Raw genomic sequence first — 24,284 nt, 5'->3', positions numbered from 1 at the left:
CCCTTCATTTAAAACATTGGAGGTGTTGTCACCCATAATATTTTGGCATCACTTGATCCATTATTTACAAAATAATGACTCTTTTTACCATCCATATAAAACGTTTCTTTAGCTTTTAAACGATATTTCTTAGTGCCACAAACAAGTGTCACGTTTCCTTTTAAAACATAACCAAATTCTTCACCATTATGACATTCCATTTCCTTACTTCTTTCATGTCCATGAATGGTTAATAAAATAGGTTCCATTTCATTTTTTGAGCATTAGGAATCACCCATTCAATCGTATATTCATCTTTTTCATCAACAAAAAAATCCTGTGTATGAAAAACAATTTTTTCTTCCTGATCAGATTGAAAAAACTCTGAAAGGTTGGTGCCTAGTGCCTCTAATAAATCTTCTAGTGTAGAGATACTTGGACTGGTTAAATTTCTTTCTACCTGTGAAAGAAAACCTTTTGTCAGTTCACTTCTGGAAGCTAATTCCTCCAAAGTTAAATCATTTTTTATACGCAAATCTTTAAGTTTCTTTCCAATATCCATAGCATTTCCTCCATATCACTATACTAAACTTAAAATTCAAAAAATCAAACAACTATATTATACATATTTCTCTTTTCAATGCAATAATAAATTTTATATTTTTAATAAAAAGTTCATTAATATTAAACTTTTATAATTTTTAGACAAAGAAAAAGAACTGAAAATCAGTTCTTATATAAAGCATTATAAATTTTTAAGAGATGATCATCTCTTTGTTTTGTAACTGTTAAATCTTTGCCATTATGATAATCATAGAAGCCTACTTGCGTTTTGACACCATATTCACCATTTTGATAATGTTGTTGGAGTAATGTTGGAATATCATGACTATCACATAAATCAGGCATTAAGTATTCACTAATATGATAAAAAGTATCTAAACCACCAAAATCTGCCACTTCTAAAGGACCTAAACAAGCATAACGAAAACCAAGTCCATATTTCATCACATCATCTATCCCTTCTTTAGAAACAACACCTTGTTCAACTAAAGATAAAGCTTCTCTTAATACTGCAAATTGAATACGATTGGCTGCAAAACCTAAAACATCTTTATGGACAATTACTGGTTTTTTATGAATATCAAGGCTTAATTGATAAATTGTTTGTGCGACTTCATCACTTGTATGATCACCTTTAATAATTTCAATGAGTAATATTAAATGAGAGGGATTAAACCAGTGCATCCCTATAAATCTTTCAGGTAGATGGACTGATGAAGCTAATGCATTGATAGAAATACCTGAAGTATTGGTTGCTAGTATTGTTTCATCTTTGACGAGATGAGAAATTTCTTGATAAAAAGATTGTTTAATATCTTTATTTTCAATGATACTTTCAATCACTAAGTCACAATCCTTAAAATAAGTTTTATCTGTTGTATAGGTTAAAGATTGTATCATGTCGTTAGCTTTCTTTAATGTGATTTCCTGCTGTTCAACAAGAGTTTGTATATTTTCTTTTATTTGTTTTTGAGCATGCAATAAACCTTCTTCTTTTAAATCATAGATAGTCACTTGATAATTGTATTGAACAAAGATTTGAGCCATCGAATATCCCATTGTTCCTGCTCCAGCAATGACAATATGATGAACGTCCATTATTCCACCTCCATTTCTAATAAGGCGCTTCCCAGTGTTTTGCCATGCATATCAATCGCTAGTGAACGTGTCACGCCACCACCTAATGCATCTTCCATAACAAAATTCAATGCACCAATACTTTCAATTTCATATCTAGTGATTTTACCATGAACAATATCTTGAAAATAATCTTGAAGTTTTTGAACTGTGATTTTTTCTTTTAAAAGCGGATAATCTTCTTGTTTATAAGCAATGACTGAAATAATCGAAATATTTCCTTTGTCCCCTGTTCTTGAATGAGCAATTTCTTTAAGTTTCATTTCTTATACCTCCAAATATCCTACAGTTATTTTAAAATGTTGAGATGGAATTAAAATAGATGCAATACTGATAATATCCTTAATATTTTTGGTTGCTCCACCACCACCTGATGGTCCATTCGTATATAGCGCTTCAACTTCATTGCCAACTTTTTGAGCATTTTCATTGTCTTTAACACGAGCAGCAACACGTAAACGAATTTCATGCATTGTATTTTGATTTAATTTTTGTGAAATAGAATCCATATATAGTGCATTATAACCCATATAATCATATCTGATTTCTTCATATTTTAAGCCAATCATTTCAAAGCGATGTTCCAATATTTCTTTTGCAAGTTTTGCTTTATTTAACGCATTGAAACCACCATAACTGATTTGACCTTCACCAATATAACAGTCATGATAACCAACGCTTGTCTTATAAAAGCCATTAGGCGCATGACCAGTTGCACCAGTAATTTTCACTCGATCTTTACCCACCTGTTCCACTTTCACATGTGAAAAATCAGCAATGACATCAGGTGTAAAATAATTTTGTGGATCTTGAATTTCATAAAGTGTCTGTTCCTTGACAGTTTGTTCGCTGACTAAACCACCCGTATGATTAAGCTTTGTGACAATCGCATCGCCACTTTCTTCGACTTCAATGATAGGGAAACCAAGATTCCATAATTCAGACACATCTTTATATCCTGGATCAGCATAGTACCCTCCTGTCACTTGTCCGGCACATTCAAGCAAATGTCCAATCCATGTTCCTTTTCCTAGTTTTTCATAATCATCCATTGCCCAACCAAATTCATAAACCAAAGGAGCTAACGCTAGAGAAGGATCAGCGACTCTACCAGTAATGACAATATCAGCCTGTTGATTTAACGCTTCTACAATGCCCGCAATTCCAATATAACCATTTGCTGATAGGATTTCACCATCAATATCATTTAAGGTTTTACCTGTTTCCATAACCTGATAATCCATATATTGAGATAATTTTTCTGTCATATCATCCCCTTCAACATAAGCTATTTTTAAATTCGTTAAGCCTTTAGCTTTAGCCATTTCTTGACATTTATAAGCTCCTGAACGAGGATTAGCCGCTCCCATATTTGTAATAACTTTCACCTTATGAGATTTCAAAGAATCTAAAATTTTATCGAAACGATATTCAAATAAATCATTATATCCTTTGGTTGGATCTTTTTGTTTTTCCTTCTGTGCTAAAGAGATTGTTCTTTCAGCAAGACATTCAAAAATGATATAATCAAGATTTCCTCTTTGCATTAAATCAATAGCAGGTTCAATACGATCACCTGCATAGCCAGCTCCTGAACCTATTCTCAATGTCTTCATTCTTCCACCTCCATATAATTTGTTAAAATTATATTATTTTCTTTAATATATTTTTTTATTTTTGGATGACAAAAAACATATAGTTCTTTGACTCTTTCTAATGAATATGAACTTTTTTGATAAAGTTCTAAATCACAGTAACCTGGGTGAGTCATGATTTCAATATCTTGACCTTTGTATTTATCAAGAATACGAATGAATCCTTCAATAGAAATGTTGTCCTTAACAAATTCACTGACAAAGAGATAATGACTATATCTTCTAACTGGTATACCATATTCTTCTGATAATCTCTTTGTAGCAAGATAATTATTTTTAAAATCATGCATCCCATGATGACTATCAAGATGACTTGGTAAATGACCAAATATTTCTATATATTTTTCTATTTGGGCTTTAAATTCTTGATAGACTTCATCGATGTCAAATGTATGATCAATTAACTGTGCAGGTTTGTAAAAACAACCCTTCTCATCAGTTAATGTCTTATTTTGAGTTAATGACTTCCCCAATGTAAGTGTTAAATGTACTCCAACTGCTAAATTAGGTAAATCCTTTATTAATTCTTTTCCATATTCTACATATTCCATATTACATAAAGCTGTTGTGGATCTAATAATCCCTTTTTTATGACCTTCTACAATCCCTTCAGTTACTCCCTTGGTATAACCAAAATCATCTGCATTAATAATAACTTTCATTTTTAATAAAGAGAGTGCAAATTATTCTGCACTCATTTCTTCTACATTTTCTGTTGCTAATAATTGTTTATCATATGCTTTAATAAATGGTAGTGCAATAATAACATCCAATACTAATAAAGCTGCCCAAACAAGAATTGATTTTGGATCCATAGAAGATAACCATGCTTGTAATGGTCCTGGTACTGTAAAAGGCATAGATACAAAGAATTTTCCTAAGAAGTTACTTTCCATTAAAAAGTAAACAATTGTAAAGTTAAGATTGTTGCAAATTAAGAAAGTTATTAATGTAAATGGATTTAACACTGTAGGTAAACCAAAAATTAATGGTTCATTAATATTAAAGAATGCTGGTACTGAAGCAATTTTTGCAATTGATCTTGCTTGTGATGACTTACAGAATAATAAGATTACAACTACAACAGCAAAATATGAAATCCATCCCCCATAAACACTGTTAACTGCTCCTGCAAAAATATATGGTAAGTCTTTTCCAGCAGCATAAGCTGTAGCATTTGCTGTTAAACCAACTAATGTTAATGGTCCTGTAACAACTCCTACCATGTTAGCTCCATGAACCCCAAAGAACCAGAATGTTGTCATTAAAACATTAATTAATAAAATTGAAGGAAGTGAACCTGTTGCTGAAATTAATGGTTGGAATAAAGCATAAATCAAACCAGGAATATCTGCTCCAAAGAGTTGACTTGAAAGCATATTTAAGCCAATAAATAAGACAACATTAACAACTGCTGGAATTAATAAATGAAATGGTGCAGCAACATTTGGTGGTACAGATGCTGGCATTTTAATAACAATATTCTTTTTAACAAAGAAATGATTAATTTCGACAACTGAAATAGCAACTAATATTGCTGTAAACATTCCACTTGCTCCTAAATTTGTTAAAGGGATAGCATTAACAGTTGCTTCGCCACTTACAAATCCTTGAGGAACACCTGAAACACATAAAAAAACAAGTAATGTAGAAATCAAGTTTGAAATTGGATCCATCTTATATGTTTTACATAATTGATAAGCAACTCCTAATGTTACATACACTGCAATTGCACCTATTGTAAGATTATAAGGTGTTAACAAAACACCAATATTGGCAGCAGCCCAATCACGCCATGTACATAAGAATTGAAATAATATATTTGTTGGTTGCATACTTGCACTAACTGGAGGTTGCGCTAGCAATATAGCAAACCCTCCAATAATCGTTACTGGAACTAATACTGTTAAACCATCACGTACAGCAGCAAGATGTTTTTGTTGTGAAATCTTTGTTGCTACTGGAACAACATATTTTTCTAATAATGCTTGGAACTTAGCCATAAATCCATTTTGTGTTGAATTCATAATATTGATTTCCTCCTTTTAAATATGTCATTTTGTTAACCGGTTTCATTTGACAAATATAGCGTACCACATAGTGAATGGTTTTGCAATATAAAATTTTATTTTTTGAATACTCTTTCATTTTATAAAAATTTATGTTATACTCTTCTTGGAGGTGGAAATTATGAAAGCAGGTTATAATAAATTAGATATTACGCCTAAAAATCCTGTCTATATGGCAGGTTATAATCGTCCTTATCAATCTATTGGTATTTTAGATCCTATTGAGATCAATACCATGGCATTATGTTCACAAGAAAAGCTATTCATTATTTCAATTTTAGATTCTATTATTATTGAAAATAGTGTGATAGAACCAGTAAAAAATAAGATTTGTGAGCTTTATAATATTTCACAAGATCAAGTTGTTATTGGATGTATTCATACGCATTCAGCACCGCGTATTTTAAACCTTTTTTTGAAAAGACAACGGTAGAAACGCAACTCCAAGAACAACTCATTACACAATTTATTGAATCTATTCAAAAAGCAATAGATTCAATGGTAGAAGTATCATTATCTATCAAACATACGGTTATTGACGGTATTTATGGAAACAGAAATATATTGAATGGACAGTCAGATAAAAATGCTTATATTTTAGAATTTATGAATACTCATTCAAAAGAGCTACTATTTTCTTTGATTTCTCTAGCATGTCATCCAACCCTATTAAATCAGACAAATCAAAAATTATCAGCTGATTTATTAGGACAAATTCGTTTACGTTATCAAGATACTCATAAACAACCTTGTATGATAGTTAATGGATGTTGTGGAGATGTATCAACACGTTTTTACAGAGAAAAAGCGGTGAAGAAGAATTATATCGTGTCGCTGATCTCATTTTTTCCCAGCTCATAGAAGCCAAAGACATCAATGTATCTATTTCAAATTTACAATTCTCATCTTATCAAGCCAACTATGTTTATACTGGAAAAGACGATTTTATAACACAAACCATTCCACAACTTGAACAATATGTCCAATCTCATCCTGAAAACAATGATATTCCTTACAAACAACAATTATTAAATAATTTGAAATTTAAACATGAAAAAAGTCCTATGACTTTATCATTATATAGTCATATCATTGATTTAGGTGGACTTATGTTTATTACATTACCAGGTGATATTACAGCTGTTTTTGCAAAACGTATAAGAGAAGCTTTTCAAGATAAAATCGTTATTATCATGGGATATTGTGAAAACTATTCAAATTATTTTGTTTGTGAAGAAGATTATGGTTTATACTTTGAAACATATATTTCTCGTTTGGAAAAAGGAAATGCTGATGATTTTATTGACCATACTATCTTATGTGCAAAAGAATTATGTAAGTAGACTATTTCATTTTGCGAAATAGTCTTTTTTTATTATAATAAGTCTTAGGAGATGATAAAATGAATCCTTTTGAGAAAATGGAATTAAAAAAAGAAACCTTTACAAAAAAAGAAATGATTATATATGATCTTTTACATAATGATTTAGAAATTATTTTAAGAAGTTCAGCTACTGATTTATCTAAGAACTATCATGTTTCTCAAGCAACAATTACACGTTTTTGTCAAAAACTTGGTTATGATGGTTTTAATGAATTTAAGTTTGATGTCTTTCGCTATCAAAAACAAGGAACTGATTCTAGTTTACAAAACAACAATTCTTTAGACTTGTATATTCATTTAATTCACATTATGAAACAATCTATGGATTATGAAAAGATGGAACAGCTTGCTGAAGCTATTATCCATGCTGAATCTATTTATATTTCAGGATTTCATAAAAGTTCTTTACCTGCCAAAATGCTTCAATATAATTTATTTAAATTAAATAAAAAATCATTAGTTCTACAAAATGATGAATTACATGAATTATCACAGATTATTCATAAAAATGATATTTTTATTTTCTTTACAAATAAAGGAAGTGGTTTGATTCAACTTAAATCAATGTTAAAAGATTTAAAACAAGAAATTGATTTTCAATTAGCCTTAGTCACAATGAATGATAAACTTTCTATAAAAAAATTATGTAATCATTATATTTGGTTACCTTCTTCTACGAATCAAAGCTTAGATCAATATCTTGAAAATCAGATTATTTTCTTTATATATATTGATCTTCTCACATCTGAAATAGCGAAAAGAATATAAAGGAGTTCATTATACATACATCAAATTCAATATTATGAAACAGATAAAATGCAAATTACACATCATTCCAATTACATTCGTTTTATGGAAGAAGCACGTGTTAACTTTTTACAACAAATTGGTTTTGGCTATGATAAAATGGAAAAACTTGATGTTTCTTCTCCTGTCATTAGCATTCAATGTGATTATAAAAAAGTACAACATTTCCAGATATTATTACTATTGAAACAAGAATATCTGCTTATAAAGGTACAAGATTAGAAATTGAATATATCATGAAAGTCAAAGGTGAAATTGTTTCTATTGAAAAAGTCTACATTGTTTTTTAAACAAAGATGGTAGACCTATTATTTTAAAGAAACATTTGCCTGAACTTGATCAAATTCTCAATGATTATCTTAATCAAGACAAGGAGGAATAATAATGCTTGCAGAATTATTTTATAACGATGCTTTTCAAACCTTCTTTTATTTAACATGGTTCATTTATCCTTTTATTTTTGTCTTTTCTTTAGCCTTTGGCATTAAAAATGAAGTTCAAAACAAGACTGGTTTTAACTTCGCTTTACTTGTTGCTAGTTTCTCATTACTTTTTATGTTTATCATGTTATTAATGTGTATATTAGACTATTAGAACCATAACTTTTCATTTTATAAAGTTGTAAATGACAAAAAGAGTAGCTCATCCTACTCTTTTTACTTTACCTTCACAAAAAATGAGGGGTACCCTCACTTTCTCATAATTGAAAAACTAGCCTATTAATAAGCTAGTCTTTTACAAAAATATTTTCTTCAATTGCACAGCGACACCATTTTCCATAACACTTGGACAAATTATTTCTGCTCTCTTTTTTATATTCTCAATAGCGTTACCCATAGCTATAGGATGTCCTACGGTTTCAAACATTTCAATATCATTAGGTCCATCCCCAAAACAATAACTATCATCCACGCTTAATTGAAATTCATTGATAACATCCATGATACCAGTTGCCTTAGATACATCACTGGCATAAATTTCTAAACTATGATTATCTGGATGCAGTTCATATGAAAATGTTGATAAACATGATACAAGATAATCTATTTCTTCTTGAGTCTTTGTCCATGCCTCGATTTTTACAGTTCTTTGAGCTACTTCATTTTCATCATATTCATAACATAAATTATGAAAATCAATATTACAATGAGAATAAAAGTTTAAAAGATTCTCATTTGTTTGACTCATATAACATAGCGAAGATGTTTGTAAAATATATTCAATATTTTTAGCTTTTAGTTGTTTACAAAGTTGTTTGACTTTTTGAGGATTCATATATCTGACTTCTAAATCTTGATTTTGGTATTTGACGTTGGCTCCATTAGCAAGTACATATCCATCAAAACCAATATCTTTAACATTTTGGGCAATAAAACCATAAGGTCTACCACTCGCAATAAAACATAAATGTCCTTGTTGTTGAACATTTTTAATCGCTGTTTTCACTTCATGAGTAATACCACCTAATTCAGGACAAAACAATGTTCCATCTATATCAAAAAATATAATCTTTTTTCCATTTAATCCACCCATCCAAAATGCTGACAAGCTTTATAAATCCCATCATCTTCAGCATTATCTGTTATATAAGTTGCTTTTGCTTTTAAAGGTTCAATCGCATTTCCCATTGCAATAGAAGTCCATTCATCTCTAAACATACTTAAATCATTCTTTTCATCACCAAATACCACAACATCTTCATAACTGCCACCAAAATAATCTACGATAGCTTTAATTCCAACTGATTTATCTCCTGGTTCAACAAAGAGATATTCTTTATGGAAACGACACCAAGGAAGTTCCTTTAATGTCTCAAGTTTTTCTTCTTCTGGAGAAAAACATGCAATATAAACTTTGTATATCTGATCATAGTTTCTTGGATCCAATCCCTCTTCAACAACTGTATCCATATAAATATCATGTGTAAAATCATAAAAACGATGATCCGGTGCTAAACGTCTTGTTTCATTATCAGGTGAAATTGCCCATATAAAACCCTTTTGTTGGCATTCATCTATTAAAGCTAAACATTTTTCATAGTCTAACGGTTTAATTTCTATTAACTTATTGTTGATAGTGATACCATTACCTCCATCACTCACCATATTTTTAAATCCCAATTCCTTCATATGATTCACCGCCATCGCATAACTTCTTCCTGTCGCAATAGCTACAAAATGTCCCTTTGCTTCAAGTTCTTTAATTGTTCTTTTGGCAGATTCTGGAACGTATTGATCTCCAGGTGTTCCTACTGCTAAAGTACCATCAATATCAAAGAAAAAATACTTTTTTTGACCCATCTTTATTCACCTCGTCCCCTATTTTATCAAAATTATTCAAAAATCCATCTTTTTTACAAGATAAGAAAAAGTATCACCTCAAAAGATGATACTTACTTTACTACTGTAAATACTGTGTGTTTTCTAACATCACACCGCATCCTTCAGCAACACAGTCAAGTGCGTTTTCAGCAACAAATACAGGAACACCTAAACCTTCTTCTAAGAATTTATCTAAGTTATGAAGTAATGCTCCTCCACCTGTTAAGAATACACCTTTATTAACAATATCAGCTGAAAGTTCTGGTGGTGTTTGTTCAAGAACTTGTTTTGTAGAACGTAAAATTGTCATACAACATTCTTCTAATGCTTCTTGTGTTTCTTTCGCATTTAATTGAATTGTATGAGGTAATCCAGTCACTAAGTCTCTACCTCTAACATCCATAACATCTTTTGGATCGGCTTCATAAGCACTACCAATTGTCATCTTGATTTCTTCTGCTGTACGATCCCCAATTAATAATTTATATTTATCTTTAACATATTTAATTAATTCAGCATCCATTTTATCACCAGCAATTTTTAAAGATGTACTTGTGACAATATCTCCTAATGAAAGAACAGCAATATCAGTTGTTCCCCCACCAATATCAACAACCATATTTCCTGACGGTTTAGAAATATCTAAACCAGCACCAATAGCTGCTACTTTTGGTTCTTCTTCAATATAAACACGTTTAGCCCCACATCTTAAAGCCACATCTTGAATAGCACTTTTTTCAATTGAAGTGATATTTGATGGACAACAAATTAAGATTGTTGGTCTTGAGAAAACTCCTTTTAAATTTAATTTATTAATAAAGTGAGTTAATAATATTTCAGTAATTTGAAAATCTGCGATAACCCCATCTTTTAAAGGACGAATAGCTTGAAATTTACCTGGTGTTTTTCCAAGCATATCTCTTGCTTCTTCTCCAACTGCGATAGGCTTATTTGTTTCAGTATTGATAGTCACAACAGAAGGTTCATTAACAACAATTCCTTCACCTTTTACATAAATAAGAATGTTAGCTGTTCCTAAGTCAATACCAATTTCCTTTGATAATTTCATTGAACATTCCTCCTATAAGCATTTCTATTGTATCATTTTTCCTATTAATTACAAGAAAAAATTATTACTATATCAACATAATTTTTATCTTTTATCAATCTATAACTTTTCGCATATGATAATATAATAAATGTATGAAATTTATGTGAATATTTTAAAAAAATTTAGATTCCTAAGAACCTAAATTTTATTTAATCATATCTAATGTCTGTCCAATAAACTTTTCTGGATTATATAACTGATCTTCTTTTTGAAGAATAAAATGTAAATGATTTTTCAAATCAGCTTCATAAACATTCTCTCCACTTTGACCAATGACATCTCCTTGCTTGACTTCTTGATTAAGCTCTACTGAAACTTTTGATAACGATTCATAAGTTGTAGAAATCTTATCACTATTGGTAATTGTGACAACCCATCCTAAAACTGGATCGTTTGTTTTCTTTGTGACTGTTCCACTAATTGCTGCCATCACATCAAAAGTTTCATTCTTATTGGCATAGTCAACACCTTGATTAGGACGATAAACTTCTTCAAACAAAATCAAAGATTGTTCCTGTTTTGAACTATCATCATCTTTATCATAGAAATATCTCACAATGCCAATACCATCTTTTACTGGTGATTTTAAAGTTTCAATTTTCTTTTCTTCTGTTTTTGTTTCTTGTTTCTTGTTTTCATCTACTTTAACAACAGTTTCATCTTCAAAATTCTTTGTACGTTCATCTAAGATATTTTGTACAACTCCAATACCACCTAAAAATAAAGCCAAAGCTAGTGAGATTCCTAATACTTTCTTATAATGAAAAGATCTTTTCTTCATGTTTTCACCTCAACTTAAGTATGAACAAAAGTTAAGAGTCTATACTTTCAATTTCAATATTTTGATAATAATGATGTAAAATATCTTGATAATCCTTATTTTCTAAAGCCATACCTTGTGCACCATACTGACTCATTCCTACTCCATGACCATTTCCTTGTGTTATAAAAGTATAACCTTTTGATGAAAATTGAATTTGAAAGCATGAAGATGGTAAAGATAATTTTTCTCTCACTTCTCTACCTGTATATGTTTTTTGATTAATTGTGACTTTATCAACATAGCCACTTGATGTATGTGATGTCACTTGGATTTTTGTGGAACAGTTTGGAAAATACTAGCTAATTGTTCCTTCGTAAAAGTTTTTTTCTGGTATTTTTTGGATCAACACTTGTATCCCAATGGCTATCTACTGCTTTTAAATAAGCCACTTCTCCTGTAAAATAATCTTCACTATTAACAGTCTTACCATTACAGCTTGAAAAAAACAATGCTGAAATATATTCACCCTGATAAGTCATCACTTCCCCTTTTGTTTCTTGGATAGCTTCTTCTACTTTCTTTTTATTTTGTTCATATTGCTTTCCCCAATTCTTTTTCATTTGTTGATCATCCAAATACACTTGTGAATTGGTTGTATTATCCACTTTTAAATGTCTTGATAAAACAAATGTACGACTTGCGACTGCCTGTGCCTTAAGTGCCTCCTTTTCAAAACTAACTGGCATTTCCCCAGCAATAACGCCAACAAGATATTCTTCAAGTGGAATTGAAACGACCTTATCAGACATTTGAACTTGTACTTCTTTCTCTTGTTGTTGAACATGATAATAAGAGTCTAGCCAAGTTAATGCATCCTGATAATGGAAACAACCTATAATAAATATAAGTGAGCATATAAAAAGAAGTTTTACATATATTTTTCTCATCATTGATATATATGTCAAAACTTCTTTTTAGAACTGAAAACTTAAACTTCCAAAATCTAATATAAAAGATGCAAATAAATATCCTAAAGCTATTGATGTGACAATAAAGAAAATATGAAATTCTCTTTCTTTACCTTTTCTCACATACTGATCAAAACGAAAACAACTTAAACCAATCATTGCTAGAGCAATAGAAATAATATATACAGCAATATTTACAATATGATAAACCATTCCAACACCTCTTTTTCTTTTACATTATAATCATTATTTTATATAATAACAATAGGAGGTTTATAATTATGGATTATTTTCAAATAGCAAAAACAAATTTAAAAGCATCTCGTTTAGCTTTGGGATGTATGCGTATTGCCAACAAAAGTACTGAAGAAGTTGAAGAATTAGTACAAACTGCATTAGATGCAGGCATTAATTTTTTGATCATGCTGATATTTATGGTGGTGGAAAATCAGAAACCATATTTGGTGAAGTATTAAAGAAACATCCTGAATATCGTGAAAAGATGATTATTCAAACAAAATGTGGTATAGTGTCAGGAAAACGTTATGATTTTTCTAAAGAACATATCTTACAAAGTGTACATGACTCATTAGAAAGATTACAAACTGAATATATTGATATTTTATTATTGCATCGTCCTGATGCTTTATGTGATCCAAAAGAAGTTGCTGAAGCCTTTGATGAATTATATGAAAGTGGAAAAGTCAAATATTTTGGTGTTTCTAATCATACACCTTTACAAATAGAACTTTTACAAAAATATACAAAACATCCTCTCATTATTAATCAATTACAATTGTCCATTGTTCATTCCGTTATGATTGATTCAGGAATGAACATGAATATGAAAGAATCATGGGCTCAAGATAAAGATGGTGGTGTTTTAGATTATTGTCGTTTACATGATATAACAATTCAGCCTTGGAGTGTTGTGCAGGCATCTTGGGCAGAAGGATGTTTTATTGATCATCCTCAATATGAAAAACTAAACCAAGTCATGAAAGAACTTGCTGATGAATATCATGTGACAAAGAGCGCTATTGCGATTGCTTGGTTACTTCGCCATCCAGCCTGCATGCAACCAATTATGGGGACAACTTCTCCTGTTCACTTAAAAGAAATGGTACAGGCTTGTGATGTTCATTTGACACGCCAACAATGGTATGATCTCTACCTTGCCAGTGATAAGCCTCTTCCATAGGAGAATTTATGATTATTGAATTAAAAACTTTAGATGATATTGATCCATGCCAGCTGGCATATCATGCTAATGAACAAAGTATAGGAACTTATCTGAGAAATTCATTTCCCTATCCTTATACGCTTGATCATGCCATGTCATTTATAACTCATTCTTTAGAACATCATGGTTTAGATTTTGGTATTGTCGTAGATGGAATCTGTGTTGGATGTATTGGTGGAACTTTACACAATGATATTTATGTTCATAACTGTGAACTTGGCTATTGGTTGAATCCTGCTTATACCAACCGTGGCATTATGCAACAAGCTGTTAAACTTTTTTGTAGCTATGTTTTTGAAAATTATCAAATTCATAAAATATACGGAGAAGTCTTTGTGGAAAATCAGGCATCTTGTCATGTTCTTGAGTCTAATCATTTTGTCAAAGAAGGTTATTTATGTGAACATGCCTATAAAAATTTTCAATATCATGATGTCATTATTTATAGTTTAAGGAGTACACAATGGAAATAAGAAAATCATGTCTTGATGATGTGAATCATATTATGACACTTATTCATCAAGCTCAACAGTATTTTAAAGAAAACGGTATTGATCAGTGGCAAGATGGTTATCCTCAAGCTAATGATATTATTCAGGATATTCATCAAGGAAAAAGTTATATTATAGAAGATACAAAAGTGATTGGAACAATGTACTTTGCTGTGGAGGACGATCCAACTTATCATGTCATTGATGGTGCATGGAAAACAAGCCAACAACCCTATGCAGTTATTCATCGTATTGTTGTGGATGAAAATTATAAAGGGCAAAATATGGCTCATCAATTACTGATGTTTGCTATCAAAGAATGTCAAAACAATCATATTCAAAGCATTCGTATTGATACCCATAAAGATAATTTATCTATGCAACGCTTTTTATTAAAACATGGATTTGTTGCTTGTGGTCAAATTACATTATTAAGTGGAGCAAAGCGTATTGGATTTGAAAAAATATTAGAATAAATAAAATCAACCTTCATACAGTAAAGTATGGAGGTTATTTTTATGAAATATAGAATTGATAAGCCTTATCCACTAATTGAAAAGTTACAACCTAATCCTCGATATGCCTCAATGATGTTATCTCATTTAGGTGGTTTATATTCTGAAATGAATGCTGTTAGCCTTTATTTTTATAATCATATTATTTTAAAAGATTCATGGCTTGAATTATCTGAGGCTATGGAACAAATCAGTATTGTTGAAATGCGACATTTAGATATTTTTGCTCAATTAGCCTATCAGCTTGGTGCTGATCCTCGTCTATGGGATTGTCAAAATGGTTATCTTGAATACTGGTCACCTGGTTATAATGTTTATCCCAGCCATTTACAATCGTTATTGGAAAATGCAATGATACAAGAACAACAAACAATAGATATTTATCAAAAAGAAATCAATTGTATACACAATCATACAATTCAACAAATTCTTTATCGTATTATTGAAGATGAACAATTACATCTTGAAATCTTTGAATACTTCTTAAATGAATATCAATACAAGAAAAGGCTTTAAGCCTTTTTTATTCAATAGGTTCTTGATAAAATCTCCCTGTCACACCTTCAGAATTAATCGCATTAATAAAAACTTTTGGATCTAATTTCTTGATTAAGTGTACAACATCTTTGACTTCATCAGCCCCAACAACAGTATATAACATTGTTTTATTTTCTTTTAAATAACATCCTTGTCCTTCAAATTGAGTCACACCATGATGAGTATATTCTAACAATTCTTGACCAATTGTTTCTCCTTCTTTTGTAATAATCAATAAAGTAACTTTATGATCACGACGATGTAATCTTTCTATCACTTGTGTAGAAACAAATTGAAAAATAATGGAATACATAGTTGCTTCAAATCCAAATAAGAATCCACCAACAGTTAAAATCACTGTATTAATTCCAAATACAAAATTCCATGATGGTTTCCTTAATTTATTTGATAAATACACAGCAATAAAATCAGTACCTCCACTAGATGCTCTTCCTGATAATGCAATGACTATTGCAACACCATTTAAGATACCACCAAAAACAGAAACTAATAATGGGTCATAAGTAATAGGTGTTATTGGTATTAAATCAACTAGAAAAGAATTTAAAACAATCATTAAGACAGAATAACTTGTAAACTTCTTACCAATCATTTTAAATCCAATAAATGCTGGTAAAGCATTTAATGTAATATTGATAATAGAATAGGGTACATCAATATGTAAAAAAACATTTAATGATCTTTGTGTTAATAATGATAAACCTGTAAATCCTCCTGGTATTAAATCACCAGCTCTAACAAATGATTTAATATTAATAGACATAATAATGGAAGCTACGACCACACACAAAAGTGAAGTGATATGTTTTTTCCATTCTTTTTCATTTCTTGTTTTGGCATAAACCATTTTATAGTCACTCTCCCTTAAAACCGCATTTATTATACTATTGTATAAACATAAATACAATGGTAAAAGGCATTGCCTCATGCAATACCTTTAACTTTTTAAGCGACCTTCTTGAAGGAGCCTTAATAACTCTAAATTTTGTCTGGCACTTCCTGTATAATTTTCAATACCATTTTTAATTGCTAGTTCTTTTCGTGATGCAAAAGAGGAATCAACGCCAATTTGGTCTAGTGCATCTACTAATGAATCACCACGATATGTTGGATGCGATAAATATCTTAACGTTCCAGTAATACTGGCATCATTAACCCAACCTAAGCCATTTCCTATCAAATATGGATTTCTGGCATCTTGAACAACTCTTGTGATTGTGCCATGATTCATATAAGGAACCAAAGGTACACTACTTTGGGATGAGATAAATACGTAATCAAATGTTACATGATCACCAATTTGATAATTTCGTTGTGGTGTTTCTGGTTCAGGTGTTGTTTCAGTATTGAAATTATTGTATCCACCTTTCCTAATCTCAGTTGGGAAATCTCTAAAGGCATAGTTTCTATCTACTGGTGCATTAATACCTTCGACAAAACCATTGTCTGTATATTGCCACATATCAAAGCCTTCTGCCCCTAATTCTTCAGCATAACGAGCAACCCATCTTGTATATCTTTTAAATGTTGGACCTGTCAATTTTGTTGTCCACCAATAATAAGAAGCATAGAACCCAGGAAAATAATTATTTCTAGCAAGTTCATCTGCCCAGACTCTAGCATTTCTTTCTATTTGATCATTTGTTAATCTGGCAATACTTGGATCTTCTAAATCTAAATAAACCGGATATTCCATTTTATAATCTTTGACAAGTCTCATAATATGCCTTGCTTCTGATAAAGCAGCACGTTCATCCGTTGCATAAGAATATAGATAGACACCAAAAGGAATACCTAATCTTGTACATTCATCCGCGTTACGTTTAAAAGTTGGATCATCTTGCCCTGGCACGTCTTGGCCATAGCCACAACGTAATATTGCAAAATCAATATGCTCTTTCACTAATTCCCAATTGATTTCACCTTGATAATATGAAACATCAATACCTTCTTTAACCATTCACTCACCTCCTCAAAATACAATATGTTTTTATGTCTAAAAATGCCTCCACATTTGCCATAGTTTAGAAGACTTTCTATTATATGCATTGAAATATTGAAACATACATTGTTGTTGTTTTGTTAATTTCTATGAATTGGTATTTTTTCTTATTTATTTGTGCTATAATGTTTTTTACAGGGGTGATTGAATGAAGAAATTATTGTTAGGTCTTTTAGCGTTTTGTTCTGTATTCGCAATGAGCCTCTTTCCAATAGACGTTCATGCGACTGATTTTGAAGGAAAAGAAGATAAGTATATTAAGATTTGTTCTTCTAATCTAACAAGTTCCAATAAAAAAGTTTGTCAAGAATTTAATAAATATTTAAAAGAAAAGAATCAAGATTTGAAAGAAGAAATTAAAGATACCAAAGATGAATTAAGTGAAACAAATGATAATCTTGATGCTGTTTCTAAAAAAATCGAAACTTTAAATTCTCAAATAGATGAAAAAATAAAGAAATTGATTATATGTTAAAATCAATTGAAAAGATAAAAAAAGATATTGAAAAAAGAAGAACAAATGAGAGAACGTTTGTATGTTATGCAAACGACATATAATTCTAATTGGGTTATTGATTTCTTATTTGGTTCTGATGATTTTTCAACTTTCTTCTCTCGTTTAAGTAGTGTTAATGATATTACTGCTTATGAAAAAGATTTAGTTTATGAATTAACGCAACAAAAAGAAAATTTGGATACACAACAGAAATCTTTAGAAACAGCGAGAGAAAATTTAAAATCACAAAAGAAATCTCAAGAAACATTACAAGAAAAATATTTAGAATTAAAAGCTGCTCAACAAGAAAAAATTAAAGAAAGTCAGCAAGAATCAAAAGAAGTATCTGCAGCCCAAAAGAAAATAGATGCTGCTTTATCTGAATTAATCTCTCGTGCACCTAGTGGTGGTGGCGGTGGTGGATCATACGTACCTGGTGATTCATCTGTTGGAAATGCGATTGCTCAAAAAGCTCTCACAAGAAGAGGTTGTCGTTACTGGTGGGGAGCAAATGGTCCTAATTACTTTGATTGTTCTGGTTTAGTTTACTGGGCACATAATCAAGCTGGTGTAAGTTTAGGTAGAACAACTGCTGCTGGATATGCAGGTAGTGGCAAATCTATTTCTCGTTCTCAATTACAACCAGGTGATGTCATTACATTTAGTTATGGTAGTGGTGTTGCTCATATAGGTATCTATATCGGTGGTGGAAGTTTTGTTCATGCATCAGGTCAAGGTTCAGGTACAGTTGGACAATATGCTGATCAATGTGTAAAAACTGCTCCATTATCTGGATATTGGGAAAGATATGTTTATAATTATAGAAGATTATATTAAAAGAAATCTGTATGAAATTTATATTTCATACAGATTTTTATCATCTTAAAATATTGCTTAATGCAATTTTATATTTTTTCATCATATTATAATATTTTCTTTTTAGAAAAGAAAAAGACATATTTTGAAATGAAATAGTATCATAAGATTATTCTTATAATAATTTCATTCCATCCTATGTCTTTTAATCTTGAGGCTATGAAATTATTTTATTCATCACAATAACAAGTACAGCTCCAACAACTAAACTTATGATCAAACTCAAAAGAAAATATAATGGTTCATTAATAAGAAAAACTGTCCATATACCTCCATGTGGAAACATTTGTCCACATCCAAAATACATTGTTAATGCTCCTGCAATTCCTGATGCGATAATACATGGATAATGAACTGTATGTTTGTATTCTTGCATATAAGGTATTGCAACTTCACTAACAAAACATAACCCTTGAAATAAGCATGACCATTTTTGTTTTCTTTGTTCTGGTGTAAAGATATGCGTGATTAACATAATAAGCCAAATAATTAAAGGTGGTAACATTCCTGCAATCATGACTGCTGACATCATATCATATCTTCCAATAAAGATACCAATGATTCCTATTGTATAAGCTGTTTTATTAATAGGGCCACCTAAATCAACTGACATCATCATTCCCAAAATTGCACCAACAACTATCAATCTTATACTATCAAATTCTTGTAAAAACAATCCTGTATATTGGGCATAATATGGTGCAGTTGTATAAATAATAACTCCCATAATATATATTCCTATTAATGGTAATAAAAGATTAGGTGATAAACTTTGTAAATCTTTTGGTATAAATCTAAAGAGATAATTTAAACCTAAAACAAGATACCCAACAATAAATCCTATCAAAATCCCTTCAATGACATTTCCTTGCACCCCAACAGCAATTGTTGTTGAAATGAGTGATATTATAAACGCTGGTTTTCCAGCAATACTATCACCAATAAATGCACTCATAATTGGAACAGCAAGACTCTGTGCTATTGTTGCTATATAATAGAGTAATGGTAAATAGATATGTTCAATATTATGCTTTTGAATATAAGGTAATAAACTCATAAATATTCCTGAAATCATGAGAATTGGTATAATTTGTGATATACCGCTCATTAAATGTTGATATATTCTTCTGATTCCTTTTTCATTGCTTTTTGATATGCTTTCTACTGCTTGGTATTTTTTTATATCAGATTGTAAAGCCTTTTGAATCAACTCTTCTGTATCATAAATCGCTTTTGAAACTGAAACTTGAATAAGTGGCTTATTATGGAATCTTTCCATTGCAACTTTCTTATCAGCAGCAACAATAACACAACGGGCTTTTTCAATATCTTCATTTGTCAATTGATTTTGAATACCACTTGCTCCATTGGTTTCTACCTTTATAGAAACATTTAATTCTTTAGCTTTTTCAATTAATGCTTTTTCAGCCATATATGTATGAGCAATTCCTGTTGGACAAGCTGTCACTGCTACAATATCATATTGCTCTTCTTGAACATCTGATGTTTCATTCTCTTGAAACTGTGCAAATAATATATCAAGAAATTCTTTTTGACTTGATGAATAAATCAATTTTTCTACAACATCCTTTTCCATAAGAATTTGGCAAAGTTGAGCTAGAATATCTAAATGTTGAGATTGATTTTCTTGAGGTACAGCGATCATAAACAAAAGATGCACAGGTTTTTGATCTAGTGTATTAAATTCAATTCCTTCTTGGCTTATCATTGCAACTAATGATGGATATAAAACAGTTGGAGATTGTGCATGAGGTATTGCAATAAAATTTCCTATTCCGGTAGTGAAAGATTTTTCTCTTTCTAAAACTGCCTGATAGAAAACTTCCTGATCTTGTATATGCCCACATTGATAATGTTTTTCTACCATTTCTTTGATAGCCTCATCTTTACTATGTGAGTGAGAATCAAGAATAATACTTTCTTCATTTAGTAAATCTTTAATATTCATATTCAACCTCTTGAATATTTTCTAACAATGCATCAACTTCTTCTTTGGCTGCTAAATTGTGTGAAAATGCGCTTGCACTCCCTGTAGCAATACCCATCTTAAACGCCTGAACAAAGTCTCTTGTTTTTTCATATCCTGCAATAAAACCAGCGACCATTGAATCCCCTGCTCCAACTGAATTTTTCACTTCACCTTTTGGTGCTTCGCTAAAATATACTTTTCCATTTTCACAGATAAACAAAGCACCATCACCTGCCATTGATATTAATACATTCTTTGCACCCATTTGTTGAAGCTTTTTTGCATAATGAACAATATCTTTTTGATCAAAAAGTTTCACGTGAAACATTTCAGATAATTCATGATTGTTTGGTTTGATAAGAAACGGTTTATATTCTAATACATTCATTAATAAATTACCTGTTGCATCAACAACAATCTCTATCCCTTGATTCAGTAATTCTTTCATAATTCTCGCATAAATATCATTCGATACACATTTTGGAATACTACCAGATAAAACTAAAATATCCCCTGTTTTTAATTCCTTTAATTTTTCTAATAATGCATGAATATGATCCTCACTAATAAATGGACCATTTCCATTAACTTCACTTTCCTGAACACTTTTCAATTTAAAATTAATTCGTGAATAACCATTTTGAACATCAATAAAATCTGTCTGTATACCTTTGTGCTGTACTCGCTCTTGAATTTCCTGACCTGTAAATCCAGCAATAAATCCTAATGCACGACTTTCTATTCCTAAATTCTTTAGAACGACTGATACATTAATACCTTTACCACCAGCTAGAATATATTCATGTTTGGCACGATTGACTTCTCCTAACTGAAACTGTTCAACTTCAACCATATAATCAATAGATGGATTAAATGTTATTGTATAAATCATAAGTTTCCCTCCTACTCATTTTATTATACATTAAAATACAAAAAAAGAATATATTTCTATATTCATTTTTTATGATATTCATTATATACAATATTTTTTGATAATCCTCTTACTTTCGCAACTTCTTTAATTGCATCTTTTGTAGACATACCCTTTTCAATGTATTCTTCTACATGTTCATTTATACTTTGATCAAAGACAACAACATCATCAGTCATTTCTTCATGACTTCCCTCAACAACAATAACCATTTCACCTTTCATATCATCTATCACTGATAACATTTCTTCAATTGTTCCTCGATTAATTTCTTCATGCTTTTTGGTAAGTTCCCTACATAAAGCAATCGAGCGATTTCCCATAATTTCTAGCATAAGTTTTAATGTCTTTTTGATACGATGTGGTGCTTCGTAGAAAACAATCGTTTCTTGATATTTTTTTAACTTTTCCAGTTCTTTCTTTTTGGTTTTATCATTTCTATCTAAAAAACCATAAAACATAAATGGTTGAGGGGCAATTCCAGAAACAACCAAAGCATCTAAACAGGCATTTGCACCAGATATTGGTACAACGTTAAAGCCTTCCTTGATAACTTCTTTTACTAATTCATACCCTGGATCACTAATAGCTGGATAACCAGCATCACTCACTAATGCAATATCCATTCCATCTTTTAAATCACTAATAATCTTTGGTATCGCAATACTTAAATTATGTTCATGATGTGAAATCAGTTTTGTTGAAATTTCAAAATGGTTTAATAATTTAATTGTATTACGCGTATCCTCAGCTGCAATATAATCAACATCTTGAAGAGTCTGTACAGCACGATAAGTCATCTCATTTAGATTTCCTATCGGTGTAGCCACAACATATAATGTAGGCTTTTGGTTTTCAAAACTTTTCTGTCTATTCATGAATATCTTCTCCAAACATTTTTCTAACTTCATTTGAGTAGCTACCATCATCATTATGTGCATATAATGGTGCTTCTATTTTTAATCCTTTGTTCCCTTTATACATACCTTCAATTAAAAAGATATGAGATTCTTTTCCAACTTTTGGATAAACAAAACGAATACGTTTCGGTTCAATATCATATTTTTGCATCATATTAATAATTTCAATCATACGATCTGGTCTATGAACCATCGCAAATCTTCCTTTATTATCAAGTATTCTTGCAGCCGATTGAATAATTTCTTCTAAATTAATTTTAATTTCATGGCGAGCAATCATTAAATATTCATTATCATTCAAATGACTTCTTTCATCCACTCTAAAAAAGGAGGATTACAAACGACAAGTTTAACTTTATTTGCATCTTTAACATATTCTTTAATATCATTATGAATAATTTCAATTTGACTCTCCAAATGATTAAGTTCAACATTTTTCAAAGCCAATTCAACTGCTTCTTCTTGTATCTCAATCCCTTTAATTTTTTTATCAGTTCTTCGACTTAATAAAAGAGGTATTGCGGCATTATTCGTTCCAAAATCAATAATTTCATCTAAATCTTTATTTATTGTACAAAAGTGAGCTAATAAAACAGTATCCAAAGAAAAGTTGAACATATCTTTTCTTTGGATAATCTTCATATTTTCATATGCTAATAAATAATTAGTGACTTCTTGGTTCATGTTTATGCTCTCTTTGTGGTAATATTTGGACTTCATCTAAGGAAACAAATGAGATATTACCATCATGTTCAATTTTCACTAAATCACTAATGACATTTAAGCCAGTCACTTTTACAATCTTATTGTCATACTTCACTTTAGAACCAATCTTAGGAAATCTTTGTTTTTCTAATGTATATGTATCATCTTCATATTTTAAACAACATAATAAACGACCACAAGCACCTGAAATTTTATCTATATTAATTGCCAACATCTGATTCTTTGCCATATTAATTGATACACCATCAAATTCGCCTAAAAAAGATGAACAACATAATGGTAATCCACATGATCCTAGACCACCAACAATCTTAGATTTATCACGTGGACCAATCTGTCTTAATTCAATACGACATTTAAATACACTTGCTAATTCTTTTAATAATTCTCTAAAATCCACTCGTGTTTCTGATGTATACATAAAAATCACTTTAGAAGCATCAAGTGTATATTCACAACTTACCAAATGCATATCCAAATCATATTCTTTCACAATATCTTTACAAATTTCCAATGACTTTTCAGCTTTTGTCTCATTGTAAGCATATAATTCCAAGTCAGCACGATTGGCTTTTCTTTTTACTTTTTTCAACTCTGTATCAAGATTAAATTCGCAAATATCTTTTAAATCTGATACAAGTTCACCCAATTCAAGTCCTCTTATTGTTTCTACAACAACCTTGTCACCTTTATGTAAATCTATATCGGTAGAAAAATAATAAGACTTACCACTTTTATTAAAACGTATAAGAGCTAATCTTTCTTCCATATTTTCTCC

The 24,284-nt window shown here is 30.5% G+C and carries 31 protein-coding genes and 2 pseudogenes; 13 read left to right on the top strand and 20 right to left on the bottom strand.

Features of this window, described 5'->3' with window-relative positions:
* Positions 1-8: 8 nt before the first annotated feature.
* The 6 genes and pseudogenes from NMU03_RS06910 to NMU03_RS06885 all read right to left on the bottom strand — a co-directional run bounded on the left by NMU03_RS06910 (position 9) and on the right by NMU03_RS06885 (position 5,362).
* Positions 9-541, bottom strand: a pseudogene (locus NMU03_RS06910) (helix-turn-helix domain-containing protein).
* 164 nt (positions 542-705) lie between these two features.
* The gene (locus NMU03_RS06905; protein ID WP_290141907.1) at positions 706-1,641 is read right to left on the bottom strand and encodes a 3-hydroxyacyl-CoA dehydrogenase family protein; all 936 of its coding nucleotides are present in this window, start codon (positions 1,639-1,641) and stop codon (positions 706-708) included.
* On the bottom strand, positions 1,641-1,943 hold the full coding sequence (locus NMU03_RS06900) for an AtuA-related protein (protein ID WP_290141906.1): 303 nt from the start codon (positions 1,941-1,943) through the stop codon (positions 1,641-1,643). Before NMU03_RS06900 ends, NMU03_RS06905 begins: the two co-directional genes overlap by 1 nt.
* Positions 1,944-1,946: 3 nt before the next feature.
* Positions 1,947-3,296, bottom strand: coding sequence for an acyclic terpene utilization AtuA family protein (locus NMU03_RS06895; protein ID WP_290141905.1), 1,350 nt, complete (start codon positions 3,294-3,296; stop codon positions 1,947-1,949).
* Positions 3,293-3,997 (bottom strand): carbohydrate deacetylase, encoded by a 705-nt coding sequence (locus NMU03_RS06890; RefSeq protein WP_290141904.1) that lies wholly within the window; start codon positions 3,995-3,997, stop codon positions 3,293-3,295. The genes NMU03_RS06895 and NMU03_RS06890 overlap by 4 nt, the downstream gene beginning before the upstream one ends.
* Before the next feature lie 21 nt (positions 3,998-4,018).
* Positions 4,019-5,362 carry a PTS sugar transporter subunit IIC gene (locus tag NMU03_RS06885; RefSeq protein WP_290141903.1) on the bottom strand — a complete coding sequence of 448 codons (1,344 nt, stop codon included), beginning with the start codon at positions 5,360-5,362 and terminating at the stop codon, positions 4,019-4,021.
* Between the two features lie 163 nt (positions 5,363-5,525).
* Between NMU03_RS06885 and NMU03_RS06880 the strand changes: the two genes are divergently transcribed.
* From NMU03_RS06880 to NMU03_RS06855, 6 genes are all read left to right on the top strand, one after another.
* Positions 5,526-5,837, top strand: coding sequence for a hypothetical protein (locus tag NMU03_RS06880; RefSeq protein WP_290141902.1), 312 nt, complete (start codon positions 5,526-5,528; stop codon positions 5,835-5,837).
* Entirely contained in the window at positions 5,777-6,265 is a 489-nt protein-coding gene (locus tag NMU03_RS06875; RefSeq protein WP_290141901.1) for a hypothetical protein, read from the top strand. Before NMU03_RS06880 ends, NMU03_RS06875 begins: the two co-directional genes overlap by 61 nt.
* A complete protein-coding gene (locus NMU03_RS06870; RefSeq protein ID WP_290141900.1) occupies positions 6,172-6,747 on the top strand; it encodes a hypothetical protein in 576 nt (191 codons plus the stop codon). The genes NMU03_RS06875 and NMU03_RS06870 overlap by 94 nt, the downstream gene beginning before the upstream one ends.
* Positions 6,748-6,806: 59 nt before the next feature.
* Complete coding sequence (locus NMU03_RS06865) at positions 6,807-7,556, top strand: MurR/RpiR family transcriptional regulator (protein ID WP_290141899.1); 750 nt, start codon at positions 6,807-6,809, stop codon at positions 7,554-7,556.
* Positions 7,557-7,571: 15 nt separating this feature from the next.
* Complete coding sequence (locus NMU03_RS06860) at positions 7,572-7,817, top strand: acyl-CoA thioesterase (RefSeq protein ID WP_435372949.1); 246 nt, start codon at positions 7,572-7,574, stop codon at positions 7,815-7,817.
* 162 nt (positions 7,818-7,979) lie between these two features.
* Entirely contained in the window at positions 7,980-8,189 is a 210-nt protein-coding gene (locus tag NMU03_RS06855) for a hypothetical protein (RefSeq protein WP_290141897.1), read from the top strand.
* Between the two features lie 141 nt (positions 8,190-8,330).
* Here NMU03_RS06855 and NMU03_RS06850 read toward each other — a convergent pair whose 3' ends face one another.
* The 7 genes from NMU03_RS06850 to NMU03_RS06820 form a co-directional block, all read right to left on the bottom strand.
* Positions 8,331-9,143 (bottom strand): HAD family hydrolase, encoded by an 813-nt coding sequence (locus tag NMU03_RS06850; RefSeq protein WP_290141896.1) that lies wholly within the window; start codon positions 9,141-9,143, stop codon positions 8,331-8,333.
* The gene (locus tag NMU03_RS06845; RefSeq protein ID WP_290141895.1) at positions 9,116-9,895 is read right to left on the bottom strand and encodes an HAD-IIB family hydrolase; all 780 of its coding nucleotides are present in this window, start codon (positions 9,893-9,895) and stop codon (positions 9,116-9,118) included. The genes NMU03_RS06850 and NMU03_RS06845 overlap by 28 nt, the downstream gene beginning before the upstream one ends.
* A gap of 100 nt (positions 9,896-9,995) precedes the next feature.
* Positions 9,996-10,985 carry a rod shape-determining protein gene (locus NMU03_RS06840; RefSeq protein WP_087356885.1) on the bottom strand — a complete coding sequence of 330 codons (990 nt, stop codon included), beginning with the start codon at positions 10,983-10,985 and terminating at the stop codon, positions 9,996-9,998.
* 187 nt (positions 10,986-11,172) lie between these two features.
* Entirely contained in the window at positions 11,173-11,808 is a 636-nt protein-coding gene (locus NMU03_RS06835) for a M23 family metallopeptidase (RefSeq protein WP_290141894.1), read from the bottom strand.
* Positions 11,809-11,839: 31 nt separating this feature from the next.
* Complete coding sequence (locus NMU03_RS06830; RefSeq protein WP_290141893.1) at positions 11,840-12,115, bottom strand: hypothetical protein; 276 nt, start codon at positions 12,113-12,115, stop codon at positions 11,840-11,842.
* A gap of 34 nt (positions 12,116-12,149) precedes the next feature.
* Entirely contained in the window at positions 12,150-12,755 is a 606-nt protein-coding gene (locus NMU03_RS06825; protein ID WP_290141892.1) for a SpoIID/LytB domain-containing protein, read from the bottom strand.
* A gap of 9 nt (positions 12,756-12,764) precedes the next feature.
* Positions 12,765-12,971 (bottom strand): DUF1146 family protein, encoded by a 207-nt coding sequence (locus NMU03_RS06820; protein WP_290141891.1) that lies wholly within the window; start codon positions 12,969-12,971, stop codon positions 12,765-12,767.
* Positions 12,972-13,039: 68 nt separating this feature from the next.
* Between NMU03_RS06820 and NMU03_RS18015 the strand changes: the two genes are divergently transcribed.
* The 5 genes from NMU03_RS18015 to NMU03_RS06800 are packed head-to-tail and all read left to right on the top strand — an operon-like array spanning position 13,040 to position 15,523.
* Positions 13,040-13,234: a hypothetical protein gene (locus NMU03_RS18015; RefSeq protein WP_435372936.1), complete on the top strand. Its 195-nt coding sequence runs from the start codon at positions 13,040-13,042 to the stop codon at positions 13,232-13,234.
* Positions 13,189-13,959, top strand: a complete 771-nt coding sequence (locus NMU03_RS06815) for an aldo/keto reductase (RefSeq protein WP_435372948.1) — start codon at positions 13,189-13,191, stop codon at positions 13,957-13,959. The genes NMU03_RS18015 and NMU03_RS06815 overlap by 46 nt, the downstream gene beginning before the upstream one ends.
* An 8-nt stretch (positions 13,960-13,967) precedes the next feature.
* Positions 13,968-14,474, top strand: a complete 507-nt coding sequence (locus NMU03_RS06810; protein ID WP_290141890.1) for a GNAT family N-acetyltransferase — start codon at positions 13,968-13,970, stop codon at positions 14,472-14,474.
* A complete protein-coding gene (locus tag NMU03_RS06805; protein WP_290141889.1) occupies positions 14,465-14,968 on the top strand; it encodes a GNAT family N-acetyltransferase in 504 nt (167 codons plus the stop codon). The genes NMU03_RS06810 and NMU03_RS06805 overlap by 10 nt, the downstream gene beginning before the upstream one ends.
* A 42-nt stretch (positions 14,969-15,010) precedes the next feature.
* Positions 15,011-15,523, top strand: coding sequence for a ferritin-like domain-containing protein (locus tag NMU03_RS06800; RefSeq protein ID WP_290141888.1), 513 nt, complete (start codon positions 15,011-15,013; stop codon positions 15,521-15,523).
* 7 nt (positions 15,524-15,530) lie between these two features.
* On the opposite strand, the gene NMU03_RS06795 is transcribed toward NMU03_RS06800, so the two are convergent.
* Positions 15,531-16,412 carry a YitT family protein gene (locus NMU03_RS06795; RefSeq protein ID WP_290141887.1) on the bottom strand — a complete coding sequence of 294 codons (882 nt, stop codon included), beginning with the start codon at positions 16,410-16,412 and terminating at the stop codon, positions 15,531-15,533.
* 90 nt (positions 16,413-16,502) lie between these two features.
* The gene (locus tag NMU03_RS06790; protein ID WP_290141886.1) at positions 16,503-17,525 is read right to left on the bottom strand and encodes a GH25 family lysozyme; all 1,023 of its coding nucleotides are present in this window, start codon (positions 17,523-17,525) and stop codon (positions 16,503-16,505) included.
* A 190-nt stretch (positions 17,526-17,715) separates the two neighbouring features.
* Here NMU03_RS06790 and NMU03_RS06785 point away from each other — a divergent pair, with 190 nt between their 5' ends.
* Both NMU03_RS06785 and NMU03_RS06780 read left to right on the top strand, forming a co-directional pair.
* The gene (locus tag NMU03_RS06785) at positions 17,716-18,042 is read left to right on the top strand and encodes a coiled-coil domain-containing protein (protein WP_290141885.1); all 327 of its coding nucleotides are present in this window, start codon (positions 17,716-17,718) and stop codon (positions 18,040-18,042) included.
* Positions 18,043-18,069: 27 nt separating this feature from the next.
* Complete coding sequence (locus tag NMU03_RS06780) at positions 18,070-18,900, top strand: C40 family peptidase (protein ID WP_435372935.1); 831 nt, start codon at positions 18,070-18,072, stop codon at positions 18,898-18,900.
* A 196-nt stretch (positions 18,901-19,096) separates the two neighbouring features.
* On the opposite strand, the gene NMU03_RS06775 is transcribed toward NMU03_RS06780, so the two are convergent.
* The 5 genes and pseudogenes from NMU03_RS06775 to NMU03_RS06750 form a co-directional block, all read right to left on the bottom strand.
* Positions 19,097-20,908 carry a PTS fructose transporter subunit IIABC gene (locus NMU03_RS06775; RefSeq protein ID WP_290141883.1) on the bottom strand — a complete coding sequence of 604 codons (1,812 nt, stop codon included), beginning with the start codon at positions 20,906-20,908 and terminating at the stop codon, positions 19,097-19,099.
* Complete coding sequence (gene pfkB, locus NMU03_RS06770) at positions 20,898-21,821, bottom strand: 1-phosphofructokinase (RefSeq protein WP_290141882.1); 924 nt, start codon at positions 21,819-21,821, stop codon at positions 20,898-20,900. Before pfkB ends, NMU03_RS06775 begins: the two co-directional genes overlap by 11 nt.
* Before the next feature lie 62 nt (positions 21,822-21,883).
* On the bottom strand, positions 21,884-22,738 hold the full coding sequence (rsmI, locus tag NMU03_RS06765; RefSeq protein ID WP_290141881.1) for a 16S rRNA (cytidine(1402)-2'-O)-methyltransferase: 855 nt from the start codon (positions 22,736-22,738) through the stop codon (positions 21,884-21,886).
* A pseudogene (locus tag NMU03_RS17630) lies at positions 22,731-23,464 on the bottom strand (tRNA1(Val) (adenine(37)-N6)-methyltransferase). The gene rsmI and the pseudogene NMU03_RS17630 overlap by 8 nt, the downstream one beginning before the upstream one ends.
* The gene (locus NMU03_RS06750) at positions 23,445-24,275 is read right to left on the bottom strand and encodes a PSP1 domain-containing protein (protein ID WP_290141878.1); all 831 of its coding nucleotides are present in this window, start codon (positions 24,273-24,275) and stop codon (positions 23,445-23,447) included. The pseudogene NMU03_RS17630 and the gene NMU03_RS06750 overlap by 20 nt, the downstream one beginning before the upstream one ends.
* Positions 24,276-24,284: the final 9 nt, after the last annotated feature.

The organism is Allocoprobacillus halotolerans, from assembly GCF_024399475.1.
Lineage (GTDB): Bacteria > Bacillota_I > Bacilli_A > Erysipelotrichales > Coprobacillaceae > Allocoprobacillus > Allocoprobacillus halotolerans.
Note: the sequence above shows the minus strand (reverse complement) of the source record. Positions and strands in the feature narration are given on the sequence as shown.

Excerpts from the sequence above, each read along its gene's own strand:
- NMU03_RS06905 (WP_290141907.1), bottom strand. The coding sequence starts at position 1,641 with ATGGACGTTCATCATATTGTCATTGCTGGAGCAGGAACAATGGGATAT.
- NMU03_RS06900 (WP_290141906.1), bottom strand. The coding sequence starts at position 1,943 with ATGAAACTTAAAGAAATTGCTCATTCAAGAACAGGGGACAAAGGAAAT.
- NMU03_RS06895 (WP_290141905.1), bottom strand. The coding sequence starts at position 3,296 with ATGAAGACATTGAGAATAGGTTCAGGAGCTGGCTATGCAGGTGATCGT.
- NMU03_RS06890 (WP_290141904.1), bottom strand. The coding sequence starts at position 3,997 with ATGAAAGTTATTATTAATGCAGATGATTTTGGTTATACCAAGGGAGTA.
- NMU03_RS06885 (WP_290141903.1), bottom strand. The coding sequence starts at position 5,362 with ATGAATTCAACACAAAATGGATTTATGGCTAAGTTCCAAGCATTATTA.
- NMU03_RS06880 (WP_290141902.1), top strand. The coding sequence starts at position 5,526 with ATGAAAGCAGGTTATAATAAATTAGATATTACGCCTAAAAATCCTGTC.
- NMU03_RS06875 (WP_290141901.1), top strand. The coding sequence starts at position 5,777 with ATGTATTCATACGCATTCAGCACCGCGTATTTTAAACCTTTTTTTGAA.
- NMU03_RS06870 (WP_290141900.1), top strand. The coding sequence starts at position 6,172 with ATGTTGTGGAGATGTATCAACACGTTTTTACAGAGAAAAAGCGGTGAA.
- NMU03_RS06865 (WP_290141899.1), top strand. The coding sequence starts at position 6,807 with ATGAATCCTTTTGAGAAAATGGAATTAAAAAAAGAAACCTTTACAAAA.
- NMU03_RS06855 (WP_290141897.1), top strand. The coding sequence starts at position 7,980 with ATGCTTGCAGAATTATTTTATAACGATGCTTTTCAAACCTTCTTTTAT.
- NMU03_RS06845 (WP_290141895.1), bottom strand. The coding sequence starts at position 9,895 with ATGGGTCAAAAAAAGTATTTTTTCTTTGATATTGATGGTACTTTAGCA.
- NMU03_RS06840 (WP_087356885.1), bottom strand. The coding sequence starts at position 10,985 with ATGAAATTATCAAAGGAAATTGGTATTGACTTAGGAACAGCTAACATT.
- NMU03_RS06835 (WP_290141894.1), bottom strand. The coding sequence starts at position 11,808 with ATGAAGAAAAGATCTTTTCATTATAAGAAAGTATTAGGAATCTCACTA.
- NMU03_RS06820 (WP_290141891.1), bottom strand. The coding sequence starts at position 12,971 with ATGGTTTATCATATTGTAAATATTGCTGTATATATTATTTCTATTGCT.
- NMU03_RS18015 (WP_435372936.1), top strand. The coding sequence starts at position 13,040 with ATGGATTATTTTCAAATAGCAAAAACAAATTTAAAAGCATCTCGTTTA.
- NMU03_RS06810 (WP_290141890.1), top strand. The coding sequence starts at position 13,968 with ATGATTATTGAATTAAAAACTTTAGATGATATTGATCCATGCCAGCTG.
- NMU03_RS06805 (WP_290141889.1), top strand. The coding sequence starts at position 14,465 with ATGGAAATAAGAAAATCATGTCTTGATGATGTGAATCATATTATGACA.
- NMU03_RS06800 (WP_290141888.1), top strand. The coding sequence starts at position 15,011 with ATGAAATATAGAATTGATAAGCCTTATCCACTAATTGAAAAGTTACAA.
- NMU03_RS06795 (WP_290141887.1), bottom strand. The coding sequence starts at position 16,412 with ATGGTTTATGCCAAAACAAGAAATGAAAAAGAATGGAAAAAACATATC.
- NMU03_RS06790 (WP_290141886.1), bottom strand. The coding sequence starts at position 17,525 with ATGGTTAAAGAAGGTATTGATGTTTCATATTATCAAGGTGAAATCAAT.
- NMU03_RS06785 (WP_290141885.1), top strand. The coding sequence starts at position 17,716 with ATGAAGAAATTATTGTTAGGTCTTTTAGCGTTTTGTTCTGTATTCGCA.
- NMU03_RS06775 (WP_290141883.1), bottom strand. The coding sequence starts at position 20,908 with ATGAATATTAAAGATTTACTAAATGAAGAAAGTATTATTCTTGATTCT.
- pfkB (WP_290141882.1), bottom strand. The coding sequence starts at position 21,821 with ATGATTTATACAATAACATTTAATCCATCTATTGATTATATGGTTGAA.
- rsmI (WP_290141881.1), bottom strand. The coding sequence starts at position 22,738 with ATGAATAGACAGAAAAGTTTTGAAAACCAAAAGCCTACATTATATGTT.
- NMU03_RS06750 (WP_290141878.1), bottom strand. The coding sequence starts at position 24,275 with ATGGAAGAAAGATTAGCTCTTATACGTTTTAATAAAAGTGGTAAGTCT.